Origin of the sequence: Paenibacillus mellifer (assembly GCF_023195895.1) — a bacterium.
GTDB classification, from domain to species: Bacteria; Bacillota; Bacilli; order Paenibacillales; family Paenibacillaceae; genus Fontibacillus; species Fontibacillus mellifer.
In genome coordinates this window covers 1-22,687 of record NZ_JALPRK010000022.1, presented here as the reverse complement: position 1 = coordinate 22,687, position 22,687 = coordinate 1, and the positions used below count along the sequence as shown (strand labels likewise).

General features: G+C 52.9%; 18 protein-coding genes. 5 read left to right on the top strand and 13 right to left on the bottom strand.

Annotated features, from left to right (window positions below; translation table 11 throughout):
• Positions 1–8 precede the first annotated feature (8 nt).
• The 5 genes from liaF to M0651_RS19030 all read right to left on the bottom strand — a co-directional run bounded on the left by liaF (position 9) and on the right by M0651_RS19030 (position 3,019).
• Positions 9–659 carry a cell wall-active antibiotics response protein LiaF gene (gene liaF, locus M0651_RS19050; RefSeq protein ID WP_248553316.1) on the bottom strand — a complete coding sequence of 217 codons (651 nt, stop codon included), beginning with the start codon at positions 657–659 and terminating at the stop codon, positions 9–11.
• Positions 660–773: 114 nt separating this feature from the next.
• Entirely contained in the window at positions 774–1,475 is a 702-nt protein-coding gene (locus tag M0651_RS19045) for a PspA/IM30 family protein (protein WP_248553315.1), read from the bottom strand.
• Between the two features lie 3 nt (positions 1,476–1,478).
• Positions 1,479–1,979: a PspC domain-containing protein gene (locus tag M0651_RS19040; protein ID WP_248553314.1), complete on the bottom strand. Its 501-nt coding sequence runs from the start codon at positions 1,977–1,979 to the stop codon at positions 1,479–1,481.
• Positions 1,980–1,984: 5 nt separating this feature from the next.
• Positions 1,985–2,659 carry a PspA/IM30 family protein gene (locus M0651_RS19035; protein WP_248553313.1) on the bottom strand — a complete coding sequence of 225 codons (675 nt, stop codon included), beginning with the start codon at positions 2,657–2,659 and terminating at the stop codon, positions 1,985–1,987.
• Between the two features lie 63 nt (positions 2,660–2,722).
• Positions 2,723–3,019: a hypothetical protein gene (locus tag M0651_RS19030; RefSeq protein WP_248553312.1), complete on the bottom strand. Its 297-nt coding sequence runs from the start codon at positions 3,017–3,019 to the stop codon at positions 2,723–2,725.
• Positions 3,020–3,373: 354 nt separating this feature from the next.
• Here M0651_RS19030 and M0651_RS19025 point away from each other — a divergent pair, with 354 nt between their 5' ends.
• The 4 genes from M0651_RS19025 to M0651_RS19010 all read left to right on the top strand — a co-directional run bounded on the left by M0651_RS19025 (position 3,374) and on the right by M0651_RS19010 (position 6,657).
• Positions 3,374–4,657, top strand: a complete 1,284-nt coding sequence (locus tag M0651_RS19025) for an ArsB/NhaD family transporter (RefSeq protein ID WP_248553311.1) — start codon at positions 3,374–3,376, stop codon at positions 4,655–4,657.
• 103 nt (positions 4,658–4,760) lie between these two features.
• Positions 4,761–5,114: a hypothetical protein gene (locus M0651_RS19020; RefSeq protein WP_248553310.1), complete on the top strand. Its 354-nt coding sequence runs from the start codon at positions 4,761–4,763 to the stop codon at positions 5,112–5,114.
• A 129-nt stretch (positions 5,115–5,243) separates the two neighbouring features.
• Positions 5,244–5,735 carry a cation:proton antiporter regulatory subunit gene (locus tag M0651_RS19015; protein WP_248553309.1) on the top strand — a complete coding sequence of 164 codons (492 nt, stop codon included), beginning with the start codon at positions 5,244–5,246 and terminating at the stop codon, positions 5,733–5,735.
• Positions 5,736–5,805: 70 nt separating this feature from the next.
• Complete coding sequence (locus tag M0651_RS19010) at positions 5,806–6,657, top strand: YitT family protein (RefSeq protein ID WP_248553308.1); 852 nt, start codon at positions 5,806–5,808, stop codon at positions 6,655–6,657.
• A gap of 52 nt (positions 6,658–6,709) precedes the next feature.
• Here M0651_RS19010 and M0651_RS19005 read toward each other — a convergent pair whose 3' ends face one another.
• From M0651_RS19005 to M0651_RS18970, 8 genes are all read right to left on the bottom strand, one after another.
• Entirely contained in the window at positions 6,710–7,552 is an 843-nt protein-coding gene (locus M0651_RS19005; protein ID WP_248553307.1) for an aldo/keto reductase, read from the bottom strand.
• 134 nt (positions 7,553–7,686) lie between these two features.
• On the bottom strand, positions 7,687–9,717 hold the full coding sequence (locus M0651_RS19000; protein ID WP_248553306.1) for a glutaminase family protein: 2,031 nt from the start codon (positions 9,715–9,717) through the stop codon (positions 7,687–7,689).
• A 53-nt stretch (positions 9,718–9,770) separates the two neighbouring features.
• Positions 9,771–12,074 carry a hypothetical protein gene (locus M0651_RS18995; RefSeq protein WP_248553305.1) on the bottom strand — a complete coding sequence of 768 codons (2,304 nt, stop codon included), beginning with the start codon at positions 12,072–12,074 and terminating at the stop codon, positions 9,771–9,773.
• A 55-nt stretch (positions 12,075–12,129) separates the two neighbouring features.
• On the bottom strand, positions 12,130–15,168 hold the full coding sequence (locus M0651_RS18990) for an alpha-mannosidase (RefSeq protein ID WP_248553304.1): 3,039 nt from the start codon (positions 15,166–15,168) through the stop codon (positions 12,130–12,132).
• A gap of 24 nt (positions 15,169–15,192) precedes the next feature.
• Positions 15,193–16,662 (bottom strand): extracellular solute-binding protein, encoded by a 1,470-nt coding sequence (locus M0651_RS18985; RefSeq protein ID WP_248553303.1) that lies wholly within the window; start codon positions 16,660–16,662, stop codon positions 15,193–15,195.
• A gap of 140 nt (positions 16,663–16,802) precedes the next feature.
• The gene (locus M0651_RS18980) at positions 16,803–17,726 is read right to left on the bottom strand and encodes a carbohydrate ABC transporter permease (protein ID WP_248553302.1); all 924 of its coding nucleotides are present in this window, start codon (positions 17,724–17,726) and stop codon (positions 16,803–16,805) included.
• Complete coding sequence (locus M0651_RS18975; RefSeq protein WP_248553301.1) at positions 17,698–18,696, bottom strand: carbohydrate ABC transporter permease; 999 nt, start codon at positions 18,694–18,696, stop codon at positions 17,698–17,700. Before M0651_RS18975 ends, M0651_RS18980 begins: the two co-directional genes overlap by 29 nt.
• 194 nt (positions 18,697–18,890) lie before the next feature.
• Complete coding sequence (locus M0651_RS18970; RefSeq protein ID WP_248553300.1) at positions 18,891–20,144, bottom strand: GntR family transcriptional regulator; 1,254 nt, start codon at positions 20,142–20,144, stop codon at positions 18,891–18,893.
• A 400-nt stretch (positions 20,145–20,544) separates the two neighbouring features.
• Here M0651_RS18970 and M0651_RS18965 point away from each other — a divergent pair, with 400 nt between their 5' ends.
• Entirely contained in the window at positions 20,545–22,503 is a 1,959-nt protein-coding gene (locus M0651_RS18965; RefSeq protein ID WP_248553299.1) for a GxGYxYP domain-containing protein, read from the top strand.
• Positions 22,504–22,687: the final 184 nt, after the last annotated feature.

Sequence of the window (22,687 nt, the reverse complement as noted above, 5' to 3'; positions counted from 1 at the left end):
CTCCTGTCTTAAGTTAATCGTATATCGACATCTCCTACAAGATAGGAAATGATGATTTTCACTTTTTGGTCACGGAGCTCATAGTTCGGCGACTTCCAATACAGCCGATTGAGCATGCCCGTTTCTTTGTCTTGGCTGAAGTCGATTTGCCCAAACAACACAAACGCTTCGATCTCCACGCCGTAATCCTCCGGAATCACCAGATCGACATCCCCGACGATCCCTTGAAACATAAGGACGTTATGTCCCCCTTCCACCATGGCCAGCGACAAATCGATGTCCAGCTCCCCGAACACATGCCACATGCTCGTATTCCGCAAGCTCCATGGATCGCGATCCCAACGGATACTCGAGGTGATATTCTGTTTCTGCACGTAATTGCCCTGAGGCTGCGTTTTGCGAATTTTCGCGTAGTAATAACCAAGCGAGATCATCAGAATTGCCAGGACCAGCATGAAATGGTCGAGCAGAATCATTCCACCGCCGATCGCAAGTAAGATATAGCCGGTCTTGACCTGCTCCCCCTGCCGGATTATATAAATGCCGAATATAAGAAGCAAGAGGGCGACAATGGTGAAGAAACTCAGCCACTTCCCGAAAATCAACAGTACCCCAAATCCAATCAAAGCGATGGCTAAGAACCTTTTTCGTGTATCCATATGCCGCACCTCCCTGCAGGTTCATAGAGTTGTAAAAAGCCATAACGGTATGGGACCCCATACCGCATGGCTTCACCAATATTTAGAATATCACAATGTCCACCGGACGTGTAGTTATTCCTTGTCTTCTTCGCGAACCTCGGACGGGTTCAGCTTCGCTTTCAACGCTTCAAGCTGCGCATCCACTTTCAGTTGCTTCTCGGCATCCGCTGGGCTGATGTACGTGGATGGCGAAGTACCCCGGTACACAACGCCAGCTACCTCGGCTTCGGCTTCCAACTGCATGATCTTCTCTTCCATCCGATGGAATCCGAGCGAAGCATTGCCGCTTTCGATCGTATGCAGGCTGCTGATTTGCGACATTTGTTTTCTGGCTTTCGCCATTTGCGCACGGCTCACCAGCTCGTTCCGTTTGTTGCGCAGTTTGTAGAATTCGTCCTTCATCTCGTGAAGCTGCTGTTTGAGTTCAGCCGCCTGAGCTTCAGACTGAGCATGCAGCTCGGCGAATTCCGTTTGCTTTTGATCATAATGGATTTTCTCTTCCAGCATCTTGCGAGCTACTTCTTCCTGGCCATTGCGAAGCGCAATTTCAGCTTGAGCTTCCCGTTGCGAGGAGATGCGAGCCGCTTCGTCCAGGCGTTGCTTCATCCGGCGTTCGTTGGCCATTTGCTTGGCCACCGTCACTTCGGCGTCGCGAATTTCAGCCTCCATATCTCGCAGGTACTGATTGAGCATGACGATTGGGTCTTCCACCTTATCCAGCAAGTCGTTAACCGATGCCTTTGTAATATCTTTAATTCTCTTGAATACTCCCATGTTTTACACTTCTCCCTTCTCGTAGTCGGAGAGCTTCTTACGCAGCTCATCCAGTTCTTTTTTCATCGCTTTCTTCTCGATATCTTCCATCATGGAATCCAGATTGGAAGCTCCCGGGGAGGCTTGGAATCCGGTTCCCGGAGCGCCCGCGCCGTATTGCGGCGGCTGGGTTCCGTAAGTATTTCCGTTTGGATTTCCGTACGGCGGGCGAGCTCCGAAACGGGGATCCTCATAGAAGTCCCGGCGTTTGGGGCCGTAACCCGGCTGTGGACCTCCGCCCGGCCATCCGCCGTTATAGTATGGATCGTGAGGCGGATACGGCTCCTTGGAGATAACCAAGGTGGCGATAAGGTAGATGAATATCGTCGTCCCGCCGGTGAAGAAGATGCTGAGAAAAGCGATCAGCCGGAGCACGCCGACGTTAATGCCGAAATATTCGCCCAATCCACCGATCAAACCGCTAATCCAGCGATCCCGTCTGGAACGATACAAAGGTCTTCCCATCGATCTTACTCCTCTCCCTTGTTATTCAGCTTCTGCTTCAAGCGGGAGAGCTCCTGTTCCAGAGTAGATTGGATGGCGGAGCCGGCTTGGTTCACGAAATCCGTACCCGCTCTCCGCAAATCACGCAGGCTGCGGGCTTCCCATTCCATATCGGATACCCGATCCTCCAAGCGATGGAACATCTTCGGCACATCCTGCACGCCGTAACCGCTCATCCGCTGGTTCATCCGCTGCTGTAAACGAAGCGTCTCCATTCTTGCGTAGTAATATTGACGTTTACTATACACAACCTGATATTCGGTCTTCAATTCGTTCAGCTGAGCTTCCAATTCCTGCAGGGATTCCAAGCTCTGCGAGTACAATTCGGTGTATTGCTCCACCTTTTCCTCATACAGCATCTTCTCCTGCAAGGCCAGCTTAGCCAAGTGCTCCTCGCCTGCTTTCAAAGCGAGCAGCGCTTGTTCCTCACGTTTGTCGCGCATGACCTTGGCTTGATCCACCTGCTGCTTCATTTGCTTGGCATGACCGCTGTATTGGTAATGCAGCTTCTCGGCTTCGGTGATTTCCTGTCGCGTTTCGATCAGGAACTGGTCGATCAATCTGACCGGATCTTGAGATTGCTCTAACTTTTCATTCAAAGTAGCTACCGTAATATCTCGTACCCGACGAAATACACTCATGACACCCTTCCCTCCTAACCTTTCGGTCCTCATTTCAAGTTATTTTGCATGTATGCTATCAAATCAGTAACTCCGTCTTCCCTTTAAGGAAGAGATACCGTATACGATTAATCCGATACCCAAGAGCGGGACGATCAGCCAGGCCAGCTTAGAAATCAGGGAAATGACCCCGAAAATCAGGACCAACCATCCGAAGAAGGCGTTCCCCCGGCGAATTCCGTAATAACCGAGACCGATCATGACGATCGCGATCACCAAGCCGAACAGGCTGCCCAGGAAGGGAGTCAACTTGCCCAGCAGAATCAAAGCACCAAGGGCAATTAATACAATAGCGAATACTTTCGGTCGATTTGTTTTCATCGATTTATCACCGCCTCTCATTCGATCAACCTTATGTCTCTATTCTAGGTGGATTACAGGCTTTCCAAAACGGACTACGGACGGTTTTTCAACCTAGACCTAAGTCGAGGATGTGCTCAGCCCAAGGGTACAAACCGATGACGGTAATCCTAGCAGTAAGTTCTTTACTTTTAAAATGACTAATAATATAATGATGTAGGCATTTACAAACAATAGAAAATGAGAGTTATCGGAGGAGCCTGCCACGTTGCGGGCTCTTTTTGCCTTTTTTTCAAATAGAATGGCATAATTCTGCCCTTGCATGGCAATCTAAAGATACCTCGAATTACGGCAACCTTGGAGAGGAGAATTATTATGGAACAACAAGCAATCTGGGCCATCATCATCTTTTTATTAACGTACGCACTTATTATCTCGGAGAAAATCCATCGGACGCTGCTGGCTATGTTTGGCGCCGTTCTGATGATCGTCTTCGGCATCATTGATCAGGAGTCTGCGATTCATCACATTGATTTTAATACGCTGGGTCTCTTGATCGGCATGATGATTATCGTAAATACCACAGCGGAAACGGGATTATTCAAATATATAGGAATTTGGACGGCCCGGAAGGCCAAAGGCAATCCTGTAACGATCCTCTGGTTGCTCGCGCTGATCACGGCCGTTGGATCCGCATTTTTGGATAATGTGACGACGATCATTCTAATGGTGCCGGTCGCCTTCAGCATTACCCGTCAGCTTAAGGTCAAGGCTTTTCCTTTCATTTTCTCACTGGTCGTTGCCTCAAACATCGGTGGTACGGCAACCTTGATCGGAGATCCGCCGAATATCATGATCGGCAGCGCCGTGAAGGAACTGACCTTTGTTGCTTTCCTGCAAAATCTGGCGCCGATTGTCGTTGTGATTCTGGCAGCCACCTTACCACTTCTCGTCATGATTTTCCGCAAGAGCATTAAGTCAACGCCAAAAAATCAGAAGAACATTATGAACATCAGCCTGGAAGGCTTGATCACGGATCGGAAACTTCTCGTGAAATGCCTGACTATCTTGGGCTTGACGCTGCTGGGCTTCTTCATGCACCAAACGCTGCATTTGGAGTCGGCTACCGTAGCTTTAGCCGGTGCTTTCCTACTATTATTACTCACTGGGGAGCATGTGATGGAAAGAGCGTTCCGCTCCGTTGAGTGGCCTACCATCTTCTTCTTTATCGGGTTGTTCGTTCTTGTCGGCGGTTTGATCGATACCGGCACAATTAAGCGGTTAGCCGAGTGGGCGATCGACTTGACCGGAGGGGACCCGCTAACGACTTCCATGCTGATTCTGTGGCTTAGCGCAATCGCCTCTTCGTTCCTTGATAATATCCCATTCGTTGCTACGATGATCCCGATGATTCAGGATATGGGGGCCATGGGAATCAGCAACTTGGAGCCGCTTTGGTGGAGTTTGGCACTTGGCGCATGTCTCGGGGGCAATGGATCGCTGATTGGAGCCAGCGCCAATTTGATCGCCGCGGGGATGTCTGCGAAGGAAGGGGAGCCGATTACGTTTATGCGCTTCCTTAAATACGGCTTCCTGCTGATGCTCCTGTCCATCGTGGTTTCCAGCGGGTATATTCTACTCCGATATTTCTTAATCTAATCGAGCTAATGGTTATCCATGACAACTCTTTCTTTTAATAAGAAAGACGTCGATATGCTATCCTTAAGATAAGTAAATCGATGTCCAAGGGGAGGGATCACGCATGAACACGCAAAAATCAGGGCTTCGCTGGTTGGTTGTCGTTATTATGTCGTTGTTCCTGGTTCTATCCCTCCCTTCCTTTATTTCTTCCCCTGTCCAAGCGACGGCCAACGGAGAAGAAACGCTTGAAACCGATTATCGCAACGTACACCACTTGGTATCGCTTCGCCTCAACAACACGCCGACCCACGGCAAGCTTTTTATCGACAGAACCCCGCATCCATGGATTCATGTCCCTGCTTTGATCAGCTTTTTGCTTCTGGCGCCATGGGCAAGTTTCCGCCCGTTATTTGGCTTGCTGTTAAAGCGGCTTCTTCTTATGCCCGTCAAATTTACAACCATGTTTGTTGATTAATTAATGTAGTAACTCTTTAGATACTTGGCCTCCCCGCATTCACGTTTGCACAAACACGGAAATCACAGAGGCTTATTTTGCAATACCCAAAAGGGGTAAGACGACTCTAAAACTGGAGGCTGACTTTAAATGAATCTTAAAGAAACCGATCTACCGGGAATCGGCAAAAAATTTCTCATTCAAGCCCGCAGCGGCGATAAATTATCGATCATGATCCATAATGACGGTCGGCGTGAGCTCTCTCACTTCGATGTTCATGATCCGGACGACAGCGTCTCTATGGTGACCTTGGACGACGATGAAGCGAGATACGTTTCGGCCATTATCGGCGGGGCGACCTACAAACCGACAGCTATGGAGAACATTGAGGTAGCTTTGGGTGATCTGATCATTGAATGGTACAAATTAGATTCGAATTATAAAGCGATTGGCAAAACGATCGGTGAGCTCAAAATTCGTCAACGCTCTGGAGCTACGATTATCACCGTGATCGAGAAAAACCACAAAAAACACATCAGTCCCGGAGCCGATCTGATGCTGACGTCCGAGGCCTTGGTCGTCGTGCTTGGCGAGCGGCTCCATCAACAGCAAATCCGACAGATCCTATTGAGTGGGAAGTAGGCTCCAATCGTTGCCAGTTTTAGAACCACCTGCCTTTGATCATGGGTTTATCCAGTAAGGAGGGGTCGGTTTGAAACATCAAATGAGAGTTCATTCCTCCGGGAAATCCCGCAGCGGCTTTAAGTACCTAATTCCGCCGTTTGGCCGTGCTGCGGGCGTCATTGTAGGCGCACTTCTTGCCTCCGTCGGCCTGGAGCTGTTCTTAATGCCCCATGGCATCGTTGTTGGAGGAATGACAGGTTTATCCGCATTGCTAGCGTTAAAAACGGAAATGCGGCTGGGGTTGTTCCTGTTTCTGCTTAATCTACCGTTCCTATTTCTCTACCGCAAAAATATACATTGGTCCTACGGGATCTTCACCGTCATCGGAATATTGGTGTTTTCACTGGGGACGCTCGTGCTCCATCCCTACCCTTCGCTAATCAACGAGCCGCTGCCAGCGGCGTTGATCGGGGGAGTATCTTTAGGATTCGGGCTTGGTTTATCCTTACGGTTTGGAGGGGCACTGGACATTGCGGAGAAAGCGGCGAACCAGCTCCAATATCGCAGTTTGTCCCCGGAACGTCTCTTACTGCTGTTGAACTGCCTCATCTTGATCGGTGCGGGTTGTCATTTCGGCTTTCTGCAGGCCCTTTATTCCGTCATCGCCTACTTGTCCGCCTTCGAAGCCGTTAAGCTTCCGGTACAAGGCGGGATCTTCACCCAAACGGTGCGAATCAAGAGTCGGCAGTGCGCCGCCATCCAAGGGGAGCTGCTGATGTATCTGAACCGTTCGACCGTTTACCGGCAGGAACCGGAGGACACGGCGAACGGAATTGGCATTCTGGAATGCCGATGCCACCGGCTGGAGAGGTCCCGATTGATATCTGTCGTCCATCGATGTGACCGCGAAAGTGAAATCACGTTTCATCCGAAGGATTAGAAAAGCGAGCCGCAGAGGTTATCTCTCTGCGGCTCGCTTTGTTATTGCTCCATTAAAACTCCTCGTATACCGCCGGGTCTTGATCTCTTAACCGTCCATCCGGGCGGGTTAAGCCGGAGATCTGTCCCATTTCTCCTTCGTCCAGGGCGAAGTCAAAGATCGAGAGGTTCTCCAGTTGACGAGCGGCGGAAGCCGACTTTGGAATCGATACGGCTCCCAGTTGATAATGCCAACGCAAAATAATCTGGGACACCGACTTCCCGTGACGTTCGGCAATTTGCCGGATGATCTCGTGATTCAAGACGTCGTTGCCATGAGCCAGCGGGCTCCACGATTCCGTGACGATCCCGTGCTCTTCGTGATATTTGCGCTGCTCAACCTGATTAAAGAACGGATGCAGTTCTATCTGGTTTACGCTTGGCGTCACGCCGGTTTCCTCCACCAGGCGGTCCAGGTGGTCGGGCAGGAAATTGCTGACGCCGATGGAGCGGATCAGCCCCCACTTTTTCGCGTCAATCAAAGCTTGCCAGGCTTCCACATAATGGCCTTGGATCGGATTGGGCCAGTGGATCAAATACAGGTCGTAGTAATCCAACTGCGCGCGGTACAGTGATTCCTGGATCGCCTTCACCGCTTTATCATAGGTGTGATAGCGGCCGGGGAGCTTGGACGCAAGGATGAGCTCTTCCCTTGGTACTGCAGAGCGCCTTACGGCTTCGCCGACGGTTCCTTCGTTCTCATAGTTATAGGCGGAATCGAGCAAGCGGTACCCGGAGTGGATCGCATTAACAATCGATTGCACACCTTCGCTGCCGCGAAGCGTGTAGGTGCCTAACCCAACCACCGGCAGCTTTAAACCGTCATTTAACGTAATTTCCGGAATGATTTGCTCCATAGATATGAACACTCCTTTTGAAGATGTACTCTCAGGATATCATATCCGATGTATGCGAAAAAACGAACAGATTTACGTCCAAGCCGGCCCAAGGCAAAGATTCTATCTGAAATATCGATTAGATTCATCGAACCCTAGGCCCGTTCCCAACCGCGATCCTTCAGCAGCTTGATATACAAGCCGCCAACCACGGTCCGATGCTGGAAACCGATTTGCGCCGACGTCTTGGTATCGTACCAATCCGTGAACGGGACGCGGTCCCGCGTCTCATTCAAGAACGTCCAGAGCGGCGCTATGATTCGCTCGAAGTCCTCGCGACTTTCCGCCAACGTTCCGGCCCAAACCAGCCAATCCGCCTTCGTATAGGCCGCCCGATTGTCCAGCGGTGTGCCATACCGTTCCCGCTTCCCCACATACCAGACAACCTCGCGGCGGATCGTCTCTTCCCCGAACAAACCGGTCCCGAAGATGCCGTCCCAGACCAGGTTATATTTCAGGCTCCAGCTTCCAGGTTGACCGAAGGCCAGCACGGTGTGGCTCTCATCAGTTGGGTCGGCTGCAAGGCTTTCCCACTTCCGAGCCATGTCCGAGGCGGCCTGGCGGTAACGCTCCGCGGCTTCCGCTTCGCCGAGCAGCCCGCACAACAACCCGTAGCTGGCTACGCCCATCACGGCTTTGACCGACAGGTTGGCATTGCGCGCCAAATGTCCGGCGAAATCATCGGTGCATAGCTGATTTTCCGGATCAAGCCCATGCTCCACCAAATAGTCAGCCCACTTCGCAAGCAACTCACGATGCTCCAGCACGAAGTTCGTGTTACCGTCTGCCAACGTAACTGCAGCCGCCATGACGAGCATATTGCCGCATTCCTCGACCGGCATCTGCCCCTCCAGCTTGTTCTCGCCATACACTTGACCGTTCGCGAGTGGATATTGACCCACGTCATGAGGCGCAAATTCAAACTCCCACGCGTCGCTGGCGGCATATTTGAAGATCGGCCGCATCATGCCGCGCACCAGCTCAGGCTGGTACAGCAAAAATAGCGGAATCGAAGGATAACTCACGTCCACCGTGGCGATACAGCCATTACTGAAGCATTCCTTGGACATGAACAGCACTTGCCCCTCGAGATCACGGACCAGTTTATGCGCCGCAATCGCCTGCCGAAAGGACAGAGACAGGATATCGGCGTATTTATCCCCGCCGGCGTGAACCGCGTCTTCGCGCAACTTAGCATCAAATGTCTCGCATCGCACCATGAGGTCCGGGTAGTCCCTGAACGCTTCGTCCAGCAGAGTTGCGACCGTTTTTCCGTCCTTTTTCCAATAAGCCTCCAGCGGCCGACCAAAATATTCAATTGCGTACACATCGTCATAGGCGAGGACGAGCAACTGGGACTTCTCTTCCGTCCCGGTAACCTCACCGAGCTCCCACACGCAAGCCATGACCAGTTCGGCGTCCCGAACCGACTGAGGTTGAGCGATCGGCGCCTTATCTTCATGAAGCCGGATATCGCCTTCCCGGACGAACTGTTTGCGAACCTGGGCCTGTTCCAGATAAGTCCGTACATCCGGCGACTGCTTGACGGCCAACATGAAGGTGCCCCAATCGATGCGCTGGTCGTCGCCTGAGACATGAAGCGGTTTCTGCTCGGCATGGCGGACCTGTAGCACCGTGAGGTCTCCCTGCACCTCTTGCTGCCAAATGATCGCTTGGTCGGTTTCGTTCACGCACCACTCCCCGGTTACGTCTACATAGAGGCGCACCTGATGAGGGCGTCCGTTGAGAGAGCGAACGCGGAAAGAAACATAGGAAGCTGGCCGCGACAAGAGCTCCAAGTCGTCCGGTAACAACGGACTTGTAAAGATCACGTCCAGCCCGACCCCTCCTGCCTCAAACTGGTAGCGGGTCGAGAGCGGCGTAACTTCAAGTCCGGTTTGGTTCATCGCCTCCGGCTCCGTATAATACCGCTCCGGATTGGACTCGACGCGCCCGGCAAACCGCCAGGCCACGCCGTCGATGTGTATCAATCCGGTAAACGCCTGCCGGCGCCCCGTCCAGTGGCGGGTGAAGTCATCGGTCAGACGATCCGCCATCGACCAGACGCTGAAATAAGGATCAATGGTTACCAAAGGTACTGCCGGTGGACGCAATTTCGTATTCATTGGTTATCTGCCTCCCATGCGGATATCGTGATCCTGTCGTTATTCATCGTTTTCTACTTCGTCACCGTAATGCGAGTTCCTCCGTCCCCATGCTCGTAGTGGATGAGTAGCGTACGCGATCTCGCATCCCATTCAAAGGGCGTTAATGCGGGAAGTGCACGCCCCTCTCCCTTTCCATAATCCAGCTCCTCTGCAGAAACGGCAGCAGGTCTTGCATCGCAGCGGATCCGTGCCACGGCCTGCAACGGGCGAGGCCCCTTGGCTATAAACGTGACGCCGCGCTCATCCTCCTGGTAGTCCTCGATTCGGGAGGAGGCGGCGATCAAGCCGGAGTTGTTAGCAAGACCGCCCGGCCCGATGTGTATCAAATCGTAAAGCAGGGCCTGGCGGCCCGGCTGGACGTTAACCCGTTCAATAACAGGCAAGCCGGCGTCGAGCAAGTTGACGAACTGACCTTCCAGCTCGAGCGGTGTTTCGCTGATCGACTCGGTCATGACGGACGCGATGACGTAGGGACCCCGGCGGAGATGGAAGTAGTTCTTCGGTTCCCAGCAAAGGGCGTCCACCAAAGGCGGCCCTCCCAACCTTTTGTCGGAGACTGCGTGTTGCGTGGAATGGCCGGTATCCGCCACCCCCTTCATGCTGCCCAGCACCTTCATCGCTTCCCTCACCGCATTGCGGAACCGAGTAGCCGCTGCCTCACTCTCCGCGATCCGGTCCGGCCGCATCGGCAAGTAGCTAATCAAACCAGCGCCAACCCTTGTAATTCCCTCCGTATTTGCCTTGGATTCACCCGGTAACCCGAGCGATTCGAATAAATGGGCCCGAGGCGAAACATAATGTCGCCGTCCCTGGTTCCACCATTCTCGAACCCCATGATACGGATCACTGTCATCTCCGACGTAAATGAGCGCGCCGCCTTCCCGTACCCATTGGGCCAAAACACCATGCAAATCCGGGGATTCCGGCTTCATAAACTCATAACTTAATACCAGTACACGGTAGTCGTCCAAATATCCGGGAAACCGCCGAACGTTATCGAGCTGCACCGGTCGGACCGGCAGCCCATGTTTAACCAGCGGCAACGTCAGCCCGTAAAACGCCGAGAAATTGAGCAGCTCGACCGCGGACTCATCCGTCAGCTTCACTTCGTTAGTCCCGTCGTATTTCAACATAAACCCAGACGATACCGTTCCGATCCGTTTCCGCTGGAACATGGCCGAGTCGGCCAGGAGCACGCCGGTGACGGCGGCATTACCGAATACCCGAACCTCCTCCTGTTCCATGTTCCCCAGCGTATGCATCACGTTCAGCAACATCGTCCCGTATTCGGCCGGAATCCCCTCTTTGTCGTTTCCATCGGCTGACGGGTAACTTCCCTTAAATATCCGCCGAGGCCAGGGGGCCACCTCATAGCGGGAAACTGCCGGATGCAAGAGCGAGGCGATCAACGTCTTGACGTAGTTCTCCCGGTAATCCGCCCAGGTTCGCGTCGGATCATCCTCAATCGGATCATGCAGGAACCACATGCGACGATGCGTCCCACGCACCAATTCCTGCATAATTCCATATTCCAGGAACGACGTCTCGAACGTTCGCTCCGCACGTTTTCCTTCATATACGTTGGCTGTCCGCGACGTCCCCGTCCAAATCTGAGCGATGTAGCCGTCGATCGTCGGCACGTCGAGCAGCCGCGATTCCGGGCTGACGATTCGCCACTGGGTGTAGTTGATCAAGCTATGCGTCGGCACAAAGAAACGCAACGGCCGATTGTACCGGACCAGTGAATACTCTTTGAGCGCCGAGCAGATGCGGTCCAGGCAACGCGTGTACAGGTAAGCCTTCAGCTTGGAGGCCCGATATTGCGCATCCTCCGAGGAATGGGGCGGCTGCCATGGCTCGTTGTAATAATTTTGCCATTCGCGTTGGAACGCCTCGGAGTAACCGCCTTCCACCCAAAATTCCGGTTCCTCCAAATGGATGGCTTCCACACCGGCGTCAACAGCCGGCCGAATCCGTTCCACGAGAAAGTCGGCATAGCTGATCGTTGGCACCATGTAAGGAATATCTACCGAAGTTCCATGGATAATCATCTCGCCGTCCTGATATTTCTGGGCTTCATCCCAATGGGGGCGACCGTCCGTCTTGCCGTTCAGGTAGTCCTGGTAACCTCCCCAGGACACCCCGGTCATCAGATGTACCCGATACCCTCGTTCCGCCCACTCGCGAATCCGCTGGGGCATCGTTTCTCCAATGCCATACACCATCACGAAATCCGCCTGCAGATCATACGAAGCACTGTAATTACTACCTTCCTGGAACCCGGTCCGCTCTTCCGCCCGTGCTCTTCCTGTCACGCTATAGCCCCTCCTTCGCAACTTAGAAGTTCGTTAGAAGCCCTCAACTCTACGGTTATGCCAACTGCACGCGAATCGTCTTAATTTCAAACGGTGTAAACTGCAAGCGAATTTGATTTGTGTCTTCTGCTAACAGCGAGGTTAGCTCCTCCAGCAGGTTCGTCTCTTCGATGGTCCGGCAAGCCGGTCCGAAGCTCAGTTCGCCATCCGCCCCGGCTCCCGCCGTTTCGTACAGCCGGAAGATGAGATGATTGCTGTCCTCCGCTTTCTTAACCGCCTCCACCATCACATGCGGATGATCAAAGATAACAAGCGGCAACGACTGTTGGGTATGGTTATCAGCCGCTCCGTCAGCTTGAGCTGTCGTCGGGATCGCTTCCGCCAGAGTCAGCGGAATATTCAGCTCATACCCTTTGCGATATACCCCCGCTTGGATGAAGTCGCCCGCATGCGGATACACGGCGTAGGTGAAGCGATGCTCCGCCCGATCGGCCTGCGGGTCTGGATATCCTGGACTGCGCAGCAGGTTTAGGTCCAATACGCCACCTTCCGCGCGGTGTCCATATTTACTGTCGTTCAGCAGCGCTACGCCGTAATCCGGCTGGGACAGATCGAGATAATGATGAGCGCAGATTTCGTCGCGAGCGAACTCGATCGCATTGTTCCGCGTCGTCGGTCGTTTCAATACCCCAAACTGGATTTCGCAGTTCACCTGATCGCTTACAACCGCCACTGGAAAAGCAACCCGCAGCATCTTCCCCTTCTCCTGCCAATCCGCTTCCGTCTCAAATCGCAGCAGATCCTCGCCTTGCAGCAAGCGGATCGTCTGTTTTAACGTCGATTCTCCAAAGCGATAGACCTGCTCGACGATCGCCTGCGGGCCGGAGACATAAGCACGCCGGCTTTCCAGCGTCATCGTCCCCGCGATCATGTCGCGATAGTCGCGCGGGAAGTCCCAAGCATCGCCATCATCATGATAGATCGTAAACACGTTAGCCCGCTCGCCCGGCTGAACCGTTTCTCGATCGGCAGCCTTGTCGTATAACGACACGATGCTGCCGTCCTCGGCGAAACGAACCTCAAGGCGCTCGTTCTCCAGACGGAGCTCCTCGGCGATCAGCACCTTTTCCGGCGCCAGGATCTCCGCAGAAGCCTGCTTCAACTCACGCCAGCCCATCGCCGGCACTTGCACATACTGCCAGCTGCCGTCCATCTCCACCCATTCCCGCCGCTCCCACGGCAAGGAATTGAACAGGACGGTCTCGTCGGCAGCAACTCCGGACCTACCCGCTGCACGCCCATAGGCTTCGGCGGTCATCGCCCGAACTTCCTCAAGGAGCTTGGCATAACGCTCCAGCGACTCGTCGTACACGCGTGTGATCGACGAACCCGGCAAAATATCATGGAATTGATACAACAGCATTTCCTTCCAAATTTCCTCCAGCCGAGCGGTCGGGTACGCCGCCGGGCTTTCGCCAAGCGCGAGCTGCAGCGAAGCGGCGAATTCCAGCTCGCGCAGCGCTTTTTCCAGCTTGCGGTTATACCACTTGTTGCGTGCCTGCGTCGTCAAAGTCCCTTGATGTTTCTCAAGATACAGTTCGCCCCGGTAGGTTTGGAACCGGGAAGCTTCCTGCTCCAATCGCTCAAAGAATGCAAGCGAAGGCTCCTGAACGACCGGCGGAAGTCCCAGTAGATTGTGCTCCCGTTCGAGTCGCTCTAGATGTTCCTCCCCAGGTCCGCCGCCACCGTCGCCGATTCCGAACAACATCAGCGCGTGCTCCGACACGTTCCGGTCTAAGTAGGCTTGCTCGATTTTGGCCAGCGACCGCGGAGCAGCCGGGCTGTTGTAAGTATCCTCCGGCGGCAGATGCGTCAGCACCTTCGTCCCGTCGATGCCCTCCCAGTAGAAGCTGTGATGCGGATGGGTGTTGTAGGTGCTCCATGAGAGCTTCTGCGTCATCATGTAGTCCACGCCGGATTTCTTGAGCAACTGCGGCAAACTGCCCGTATAGCCGAAGACGTCCGGCAGCCACAACACCTTCATGTCCTTACCGAACTCTTCCCGGAAGAACCGTTTGCCGTACAGGATCTGACGAACCAGCGCCTCGCCTCCGGAAATGTTCGCATCCGGTTCGACCCACATCGCGCCTTGCGCCTCCCAGCGGCCCTCACGGATTCGCTCCTTCACTTCCGCATAAAGCTGCGGATAATACTCCTTCATCCACTGGTACAGCTGCGGCTGGCTTGCGCCAAACACATAACTCGGATACTTCTCCATGTTGCGCAGCACAGTCGAGAAGGTCCGTGCCCCCTTGCGGATCGTCTCGCGGATCGGCCAGAGCCAAGCCAAATCGATATGTGCATGGCCGATGGCGCTGACCGTCAGTACAGGATCGCCGCCTTTTTTCACCAATTCGCCGGCCACTCGTTCCTTCGCCAAATGCACCGTCTTCTCATTAATCTCCGCCAGCAGGAGAGCCGCCTCGTAAACGGATTGCAGCACTTGAGCTTTCCTTGCGCTGGAGTCCGGGAGGTGCTCGACCAGCTCGATCAGCACCTCCAGATCGTAAGCCAATTGGCGGGCTTCCTCGTGGCAAATTGCAATTTCCGCTTCCTTCAGCGTCCCGCTGCGATAATGGCCAAACAAATCGTTGCAGCCGCCATCTCCCCAGAGGTCAATGACTTCCCCGCCCCGGGCGGCGGAACTGACGTCCACCACCCGCTTGCCGGGCCGCCCCAGGCTATAGTCGAACTCGGAACTCACGTTGGTTAAGCCTTGACGCGGGGTTCCGGCTTCGTCCACGAGGCATAGTTCACCATTAATGTCGATTAGCAGAACTATCTTTTGGCCGGCGGCCGTTTCCGGAACGGTTCCTTGAAAATGAAACCAGGCGCAATCCCACAACTCTCCCCATTTATCTCCGGGTTGAAGCCGGATATGCTGACCGCTCTTCCGATCGGCATAAGGGACCGGCTCCTTCGTCACCCAAGCTTCAACCTCGAGCCCAGCGATCGGGCGGTAAATGTACGCTTGTAATTTGGCAAGCCTTTGCTTCGCCTTTTGGGTCATGATGTGATTTGATTCATAAGGCATGCTGCATCACTCTTTCAATGTAGTTTACTTCGTAATGGCCTCCGCTTTCTTCTGCGCCTCGTCCATGATGGTTTGGATATCCCCTTCAGTCATTAACGCTTTAGTGACGGCTTCGCCAAAGATTTGCCAGATCTTCGAATCTTCCTTGGCAAACGTCGGCAGCCCTTGCACGTTACCAGACATCGCCAGATAATGCTGATACATTTCCGGATAACCAGCTTTGTAGGCATCGGTTTCGGCGATCGACTTCAAGACCGGCGAACGGACGCCGGTATCGGCGACCAGTTGCTGGATTTCTTCGCTGTACATCGCGCGAATGTACTCAAATGCAGCTTCCTTGTTTTTGGCATCCTTCGGAACGGCATGGAACGCAGCGCCGATCGTGATATTACCGGCTTGACCGTCCGGGGACAACGGAATTTGCGACATGCCGTATTCGATGCCGATTTGCGAACTTTCGATCGCCCGCCACGGTCCGTCGATCAAATAAGCGATTTGTCCTTTTTTGAATGCATCGAAATAGGTTCCTTCATTCGTGTTTGCCATCAATCCCGCAGGATGGTTTGCGTTAAGCTCTTTCAGGAATTGCACCGTTTCCACATTGGCGTCGGAGTTAAAAACAGGTTGGCCTTGATCATGGGCGAATCCCCCGCCATTGATTACTAGTAGTGTACCATACCGCAAATATCCCCCGGCGTTTGGCCCGGCGTATACCCCGCCGCCATAGAACTTGCCTTTTCCTGCTTCGGTTACCTTTTGCACATTGGCCAATAATTCATCCCATGTTGCCGGTGCTTTATCCGGATCCAAGCCCGCTTGCTTCACCAAATCCTTGTTCCAGAACAAGCTGCTTACGCCAGGCTGCGAGGCAAAGCCATAAATCTTACCATCATACTCCATTGGCTTCCAGGCAGCAGGCGCGACATTGTCGCGAATTTCCTGCGCCATTTCATCCGGGAACGGCTCAAGCAAGCCCTGTTGGGCAAACCCAGGCATTTGCGTTTCCCCAACGATGATGTCCGGCATGTTCTTGGCCAGGAATCCCGCCGTTTGCTTCTGGATCAACGGCTCGCCCCAGCCCCAGTCCTCGGTTTTGACCGTAATGTTTTTGCTTTGCATTTTCTCGTTTATAAACGATTGATAATAGTACGGGAAGAGGCCGGCTTTTTGCAACCGCTGACCGGGAGTATAATTGTAATCCTCTTCTAAAATCCGCGGGTTCAGCGTCTCGTCGGCAATCGTCTTTTGCTTGTTCTTCTCCAGCAGGTCGGCGAGCACCCCTACCCCTACCCCAACGGCCCCTTCGTTCAGCACCGTAATGGTTGCGCCTCCCTCCGATGACTTGCCGTCATTACCGGATGGTTGGTTTTGGTTGGTTCTCGGTTCGTTCGCGGCCTTGTTGCCGCCTGTATTGCCTCCCCCGGAACCGCAAGCCGCTAACAAGGCGATGATTAACAGCGATAGAAACATGACGTGCATTTTTTTCCACAACATACTTGAACCCCTCCAAATTTGATTTGATTCATTGTGAGTATCCAGTAAATCAAGTTTCAACTCGGGTGTTTATCCATTCGATCCGGAACGGACCGTAATGTCCTTATTTGTTCTTTCTCAAAGCGTGTTGACGGTTACCCTTACCCTTTGATGCCCGTATTGGCTAAGCCCTGCACAATATACTTCTGGAAGAAAGCAAAGATCAGCAACGCCGGAATCGTAATCCCTAAGCTTAAGGTGATGATCATCGGGTAGTTGATCACGGCACCCGGGCTAGCTCCAACAGAGGATATCCGCGTGATCGCTGCCGGAAGCGTTTGCAAACTATCGCTGGTCGTATAGAAGAACGGGGTAATAAAGTCATTCCACGTCCCGAGCGCCGTCGTGATGGCGATAAACGCCATGATCGGCAGTTGCAGCGGGAACAGGATCTGGAAGATCAACCGGAGCGTCCCGGCACCGTCCATAATGGCAGCTTCGTCGATTTCCAGCGGTACCTTCTCCAGAGACTGCTTCACCAGAAACGTCCCCATGATGTTGATGCTGGGTCCGCCGATGAAGTAGACCCACCAAGAGTTCAGAATCCCGGTCCCTCCGGTGAACACATCGTTGCCCCCGGCAAACGGAAACCGAGCAAATTCAAGGTAAGTCGGAATGATGGCCAGCGTGCCGGGAATCATCTGCGTGGCCAGCAGGATCAGAAAGAGCGCGTCCCGCCCCTTGAACCGCAGCCGTGCAAATACGTATCCGGCCAGGAACGAAGTCAAAATCGCCCAAAACGTATTATATACCGTACGAATAAGCGAGTTTTTCATATAGGTGGCTACGGCCGCGTCTGTGGACCCGGCGATCAGCGCTTTAAAGTTCTCCAGCGTCGGAGCTTTGGGGATTGGGAAAATGCCCAACACCGTTGAGGAGAATTCCGTCTTGGTAAAGAACCCGGCAAGCACCATAAAAATGAGCGGATACAGCAAGATGATCCCGACGCCAAGCAGGATGAGATGCCCCAGCAAATAAACGGGCTTAAACTGCTTGCTAACCTTGGCGTTTAGTGGACTGGGCATGCGGGAGCGCCTCCTTTCCTGCGGATTTGACCGGCTTCAGCGGGATGGTCGTCCGTCGGTCGGATTTTGTTGACCAGTTGTAGTACAGCACGGTAACGACGATAACGATCAGAGCCATGATCAACGAAGATGCCCCAGCCATTCCCAAATTGAAGTCCCAGAAGCCGTCCCGGTAAATGCGGAATACTAGCACTTCGGTTTGCCCATATGGACCGCCGTTGGTAATAAACAGCACCTGCTCGTAAATTTGGATCGCCCCGATCAAATTCGTAATGACGATGTACGTCGCGATTGGTTTGAGCCCAGGCAGAGTTACGTACCGCAGCTTATTCCACCGACCTGCACCGTCGATTTCCGCCGCCTCGTATAAGGACAGATCCACGGATTGCAACCCAGCCAGCCAGATTAACGCCGCCCCCCCTACCCCTTTCCAGACAGAGTAGACCACGATCCAGAATATCCCCCATCCGACGGAGTACTGCCAAACGATGGGCTCCTTGCCCATGGCTTTTAAAATGTTGTTGATGACCCCATTGTTTGAATCCAGAAAAATGTTGAACACCTGCGTGGTCGCAACTGTTGCTGTGATGGCGGGGATATACCAGATCGAACGGTAAAATCCCTTGCCGAACAACGGCATATTCATCAGCAGTGCAGCAAAGAACCCTGCCCCAAGCGTAATGACAGTTACCAGTCCGCCCAACCAAATCGATCTCCACAAGGCATCCGTATACACCGGATTATTGAAGAAGCTGATAAAGTTATCGAACCAGATAAAATTAGGCGTATCCGCCAACCCCACCCATTCAAAGAAACCTAAGACGAACCCGAACAAAGTGGGGAAACCCGAAACCACAAGCCATACCAAAAACATCGGCACTAGGATAACGGCGGCAATCAAAGCATCCTTATGTCTTCCTAACCTGCGCTGCAGCGGTATTTTCCGCTCCCGTAATCCCGCATTTTCCATCGTCCAAGCAACCCTCCTTACTGTGAAGTGCACTGATTAAGCATCGGTTGTTAGTTGTTTATCTATTTGTAATATTAACTATATTTCACTATATCATTTATGTCAAGATATTAGATATATCATTTATCGCTAATTTTTCGCAAAAAAAGACACCTGCTTGTTAGCAAGCAGATGCCCTATCCAACGGTCCTAATTTACGTTGTCCGCTTCCGGAGCGGTCCGGTAGATTGACTTTCGATTAACTTCGGCTCAAGGATCACTTTCGTGTATCCCGAATCTTTGACGTCCGGCTTCTGGAAAATGTCCAGCAAAATTCGGGCTGCCGCTTCCCCCATTTCAATCTCGGATTGGGAGATATGCGAGAAGTACCCCCATTCATGCAGCCCCGGCGAAGGATCGTCGAATGTGAGGATCGAGACGTCCTCCGGCACCTTAAGTCCCAATTCCTTGCAAATCGAGTAGATGTGCAGACCAAGCCGTCCGTTTAGCGTAATATAGGCGGTGGCGATCTGGTTCTTAATAAACCGGTACAATGGGTGTTTCTTGTCGATCTCGCTATAATCCACATTGAAATCGGTTAGGATCAGGGCCGGGTTAATCATCGCTTCCTTCTGTTTGAGCGCCTCCATATATCCGTTGATCCGCTCCTCCACCGTAATGGTGGGCAGGGGTGAATCCGAGCAGATCGCGATATCGCGATGCCCCAAGCCCCACAAATAATCGATAGCAAGCTGTCCGCCGATCAACCCGTCGCTGCGTGACAGATTCGTCGCCACACCCGGTAAGTAACGATCAATCAAGACGAACGGGTAGCCGCGCATCTTAAGGGACAAGATTTCCTCGTTGTACGTCTCCGCGTCGCAAGGGAATATGATAAGCCCGGCCGCCCCTTTGCGAATCAAATCTTTGATTGCTTCCTTCTCCCGATCGATGGAGTTGTATGTCAGCACAATCTGCAGGCTGTAGGGACTGTCGGCGATGATGTTATTAATCCCTTGCAGCAGCCGAATGGCAAAATAGTCGACCAGCATCGGCATGACCAGTCCGATCGTTTTTCGACCCGAGACCTGGATCCCCGTCTCGCTTCCTCCTTGCTGAGCATCGGTTGAAGCACCGCCAAAAGAGGCGACGTTATGCGCCAACGTCCCCAGGTTTCCATCAAGCATTGTCCATGGCCCGCCGTCCGGTGCCGACGAACCTTGGTGGCGTTGCAGCAGCTCGCTGATTCCTTCGCTCACGAAGCTACCCCTGCCAGGGATCCGGTAGATCCAGCCGTCCTTCGCCAACTGCATCAGCGCATTCGCTACCGTAATCCGGCTGACATCAAACTGCTCCATCAATTCTTTCTCAGATGGGATCTTATCGTTCTCCCGCAGCATGCCCTGCAAGATCATATCCTTGAAGTGCTGTTGAATCTGCATATATAACGGTTTGCGTTCGTTTTGCATAAGACTTCTCCTATCTTCTTACTCTCCATATATTCACATTATATCATTTATAGCATTTCGTCAATCCATTAAATGTCGTACTCTTGCTTGACAATCACTATTGGATATATTAAACATATTATACAGGTGCTATCGTTAACCTTTGCACAACCGGCCGATAAAGGAGGGAATTCGTGGATCTGGCTTTCAAGAGGAGAACTGAACGAACGATGGCCCTAAATATGAGGATACGAGGTGAACGCATTTGTTCCGCAAAATAACGATGACTTGTTTCGTTTTATTCTGCACAATGTCCCTAACCCTTGGCACCACCTCTGCAACGGCTCAATCCTCAACGGAAACTGCATCCAAGAACACGATTAGCTGGCCTAAATCACAAGCGCTTCCAGGCTTCGGAAAGGTGAAACGGCTGGATGTGGTCGATGTGGTGAACTCACCTGGCGATATCAAGATCTTGCTGGCTACGCTGCAAGGTGTCATCAACCGTTCCGAACCTCGCATTTACTTACTGGAGAACGAGGAAGAGGGCAAGTTGACTTGGCTGAACGACCTTAAGGTTCCATATAAGCTGCATGACGAGGCTTGGGATCTCGTGAAGAAATACAAAAATGAAGTGAAGGGCATCATCATCTACGATCCGGAGGTTCCGGATTCGATCAACGTCGCGACGACCTTAGCCGGGCTCAAAAACGCCGTTGTCGCAAGCCCTGAAATAGCTCAACAACTCAAGGCTTCCCCCTATCGCCTGAAGGTGCTTGACGATTTGCGCGGGCGGTTCCAGGACCGCATGGACGCTTATACCTGGCAATACGAGCATCTATGGAAACAAACGACGCACCGCATGCTGGTTGGTCTCAGTCCGGACGTCTCCGTAAAACTCCCTCCGGGACTCCCTGAATCTTTTGAGGTTATTGCCGAAGAAACCGAACAAATTCGCGATGCCAGTAACAAAGACACCTACGATCTGGACCTGACTCCGTTTATGGGCGGAGATGCCGTCTACTTACGTTTTGACGACGCATTTACGCAGGACGGCTGGGGTTCAGCCGTGCATGAGGTCGTGGTCCAAGCCGACGGACAAACGATCGCCCAGTTCATACCGGGTACGCCGGAAGAGGAGCCGTTCCTTTATGATCGGCAGGACTCCCAGGTATCCGCCGGGGATGGCGGACATCGCTTCACCGACAACGGACGATATTTCGTTTATCGCTTTGTTCCGCCGGCAGGCACCCAGGAACTGACAGCCTCCGTCGTCATGTGGAACCAATACAAGGTTTCCGCAGGCAGCATTCAGCCGCCCTCCTCCGAGCAGAAGGAGCCGTACGGTTATCTGCGCGATTACGCCGTCGCCAATAAAGCGATGGTGTTCTGGCTGGAAGTGAATGATCCGGAGCAAAGAGCTCTGTTCGAGAAAATCTTGGCTGACGTCGAGCCGGGTACGCCTTACCTCGGATGGTTCAGCAACGACGTGGCGGGTGAGTTCAGCTCCGTGGAAGTCACCTCCAACCATGGCGTCTACGTCTTGGCTGCCGACTGGTTCAGCAACCTGACCGTCTTCTCTGGCACCCAAGCGAAGCAGATCAAGACCAAGGCACCCGCCGCACCGCCGTTGGAAAACAAAATCTATGTCACGTATACGTTCAGCGAAGGCGATAACTTCCAATACAATCAGCATCGCATGCGTATTCTGTGGGATGACCCTGCCCGTGGTCAGGTGCCGATCAACTGGACGTCCAGCCCGCTGTTGTACGATGCCGCCCCGGCCATACTTAATTATTTCCGGCAATCGGCAACGGATAACGACCTGATTATCGCCGGACCGTCCGGCGCCGGCTATTTCTACCCAGAAGCTTGGCCGGAAGCCTCGTTTGCGGACTTTCTGAAGAAGTCCTATAAATATTTACAGAAGACGGGAATGAAACTCACGTATGTACTGAATCGGATCGACGGGAAAAATGTACCGCTTGGCTCATCCTATGCGACAGTCTATGAGCGTTATTACAAAGCGCCTGGATTGTTCCTGAGTTGGGAGGATCGTCATGGGGTAGAGATCGTAAATGATTCTATGCCGGTGTCGACGATTCAGGGCATCAGCACCGTTCAGGACGGCTTGCGCATCCTCGAAGAAGCCAAAGCAAACTGGGACGGACAATCCCCGTTATTCGTCTCGCTTGGCCTGCTGGCCTGGAGTCTGACGCCATCGGATGTTGTCACCATGAGCGAAGCGCTCGGACCGGAGTTTGAAGTCGTTCGTGGCGATCACTACTTCTCACTTATTCGCGAGGCGAACGGATTGTCCGTGAAGCCACATGCATTAGATACTCTAGATCCTAACGAGGATCTGCAGGAAGATCAATAAAGCAGGTATTGTCCCCGCAGGCCAATGGGTCGATATTTACTCCGACTCATTGGCCTTTTTAGTCTTGAGAGGCACCATAATCCGTAATTGTAAATTGGACATCAAGGGTAACCGGCGTACGACTGAATACGACGTCTCACTGATCCCGAACCTTTCTCTTCTCTCCGTTCGCAGCAAACTGAAG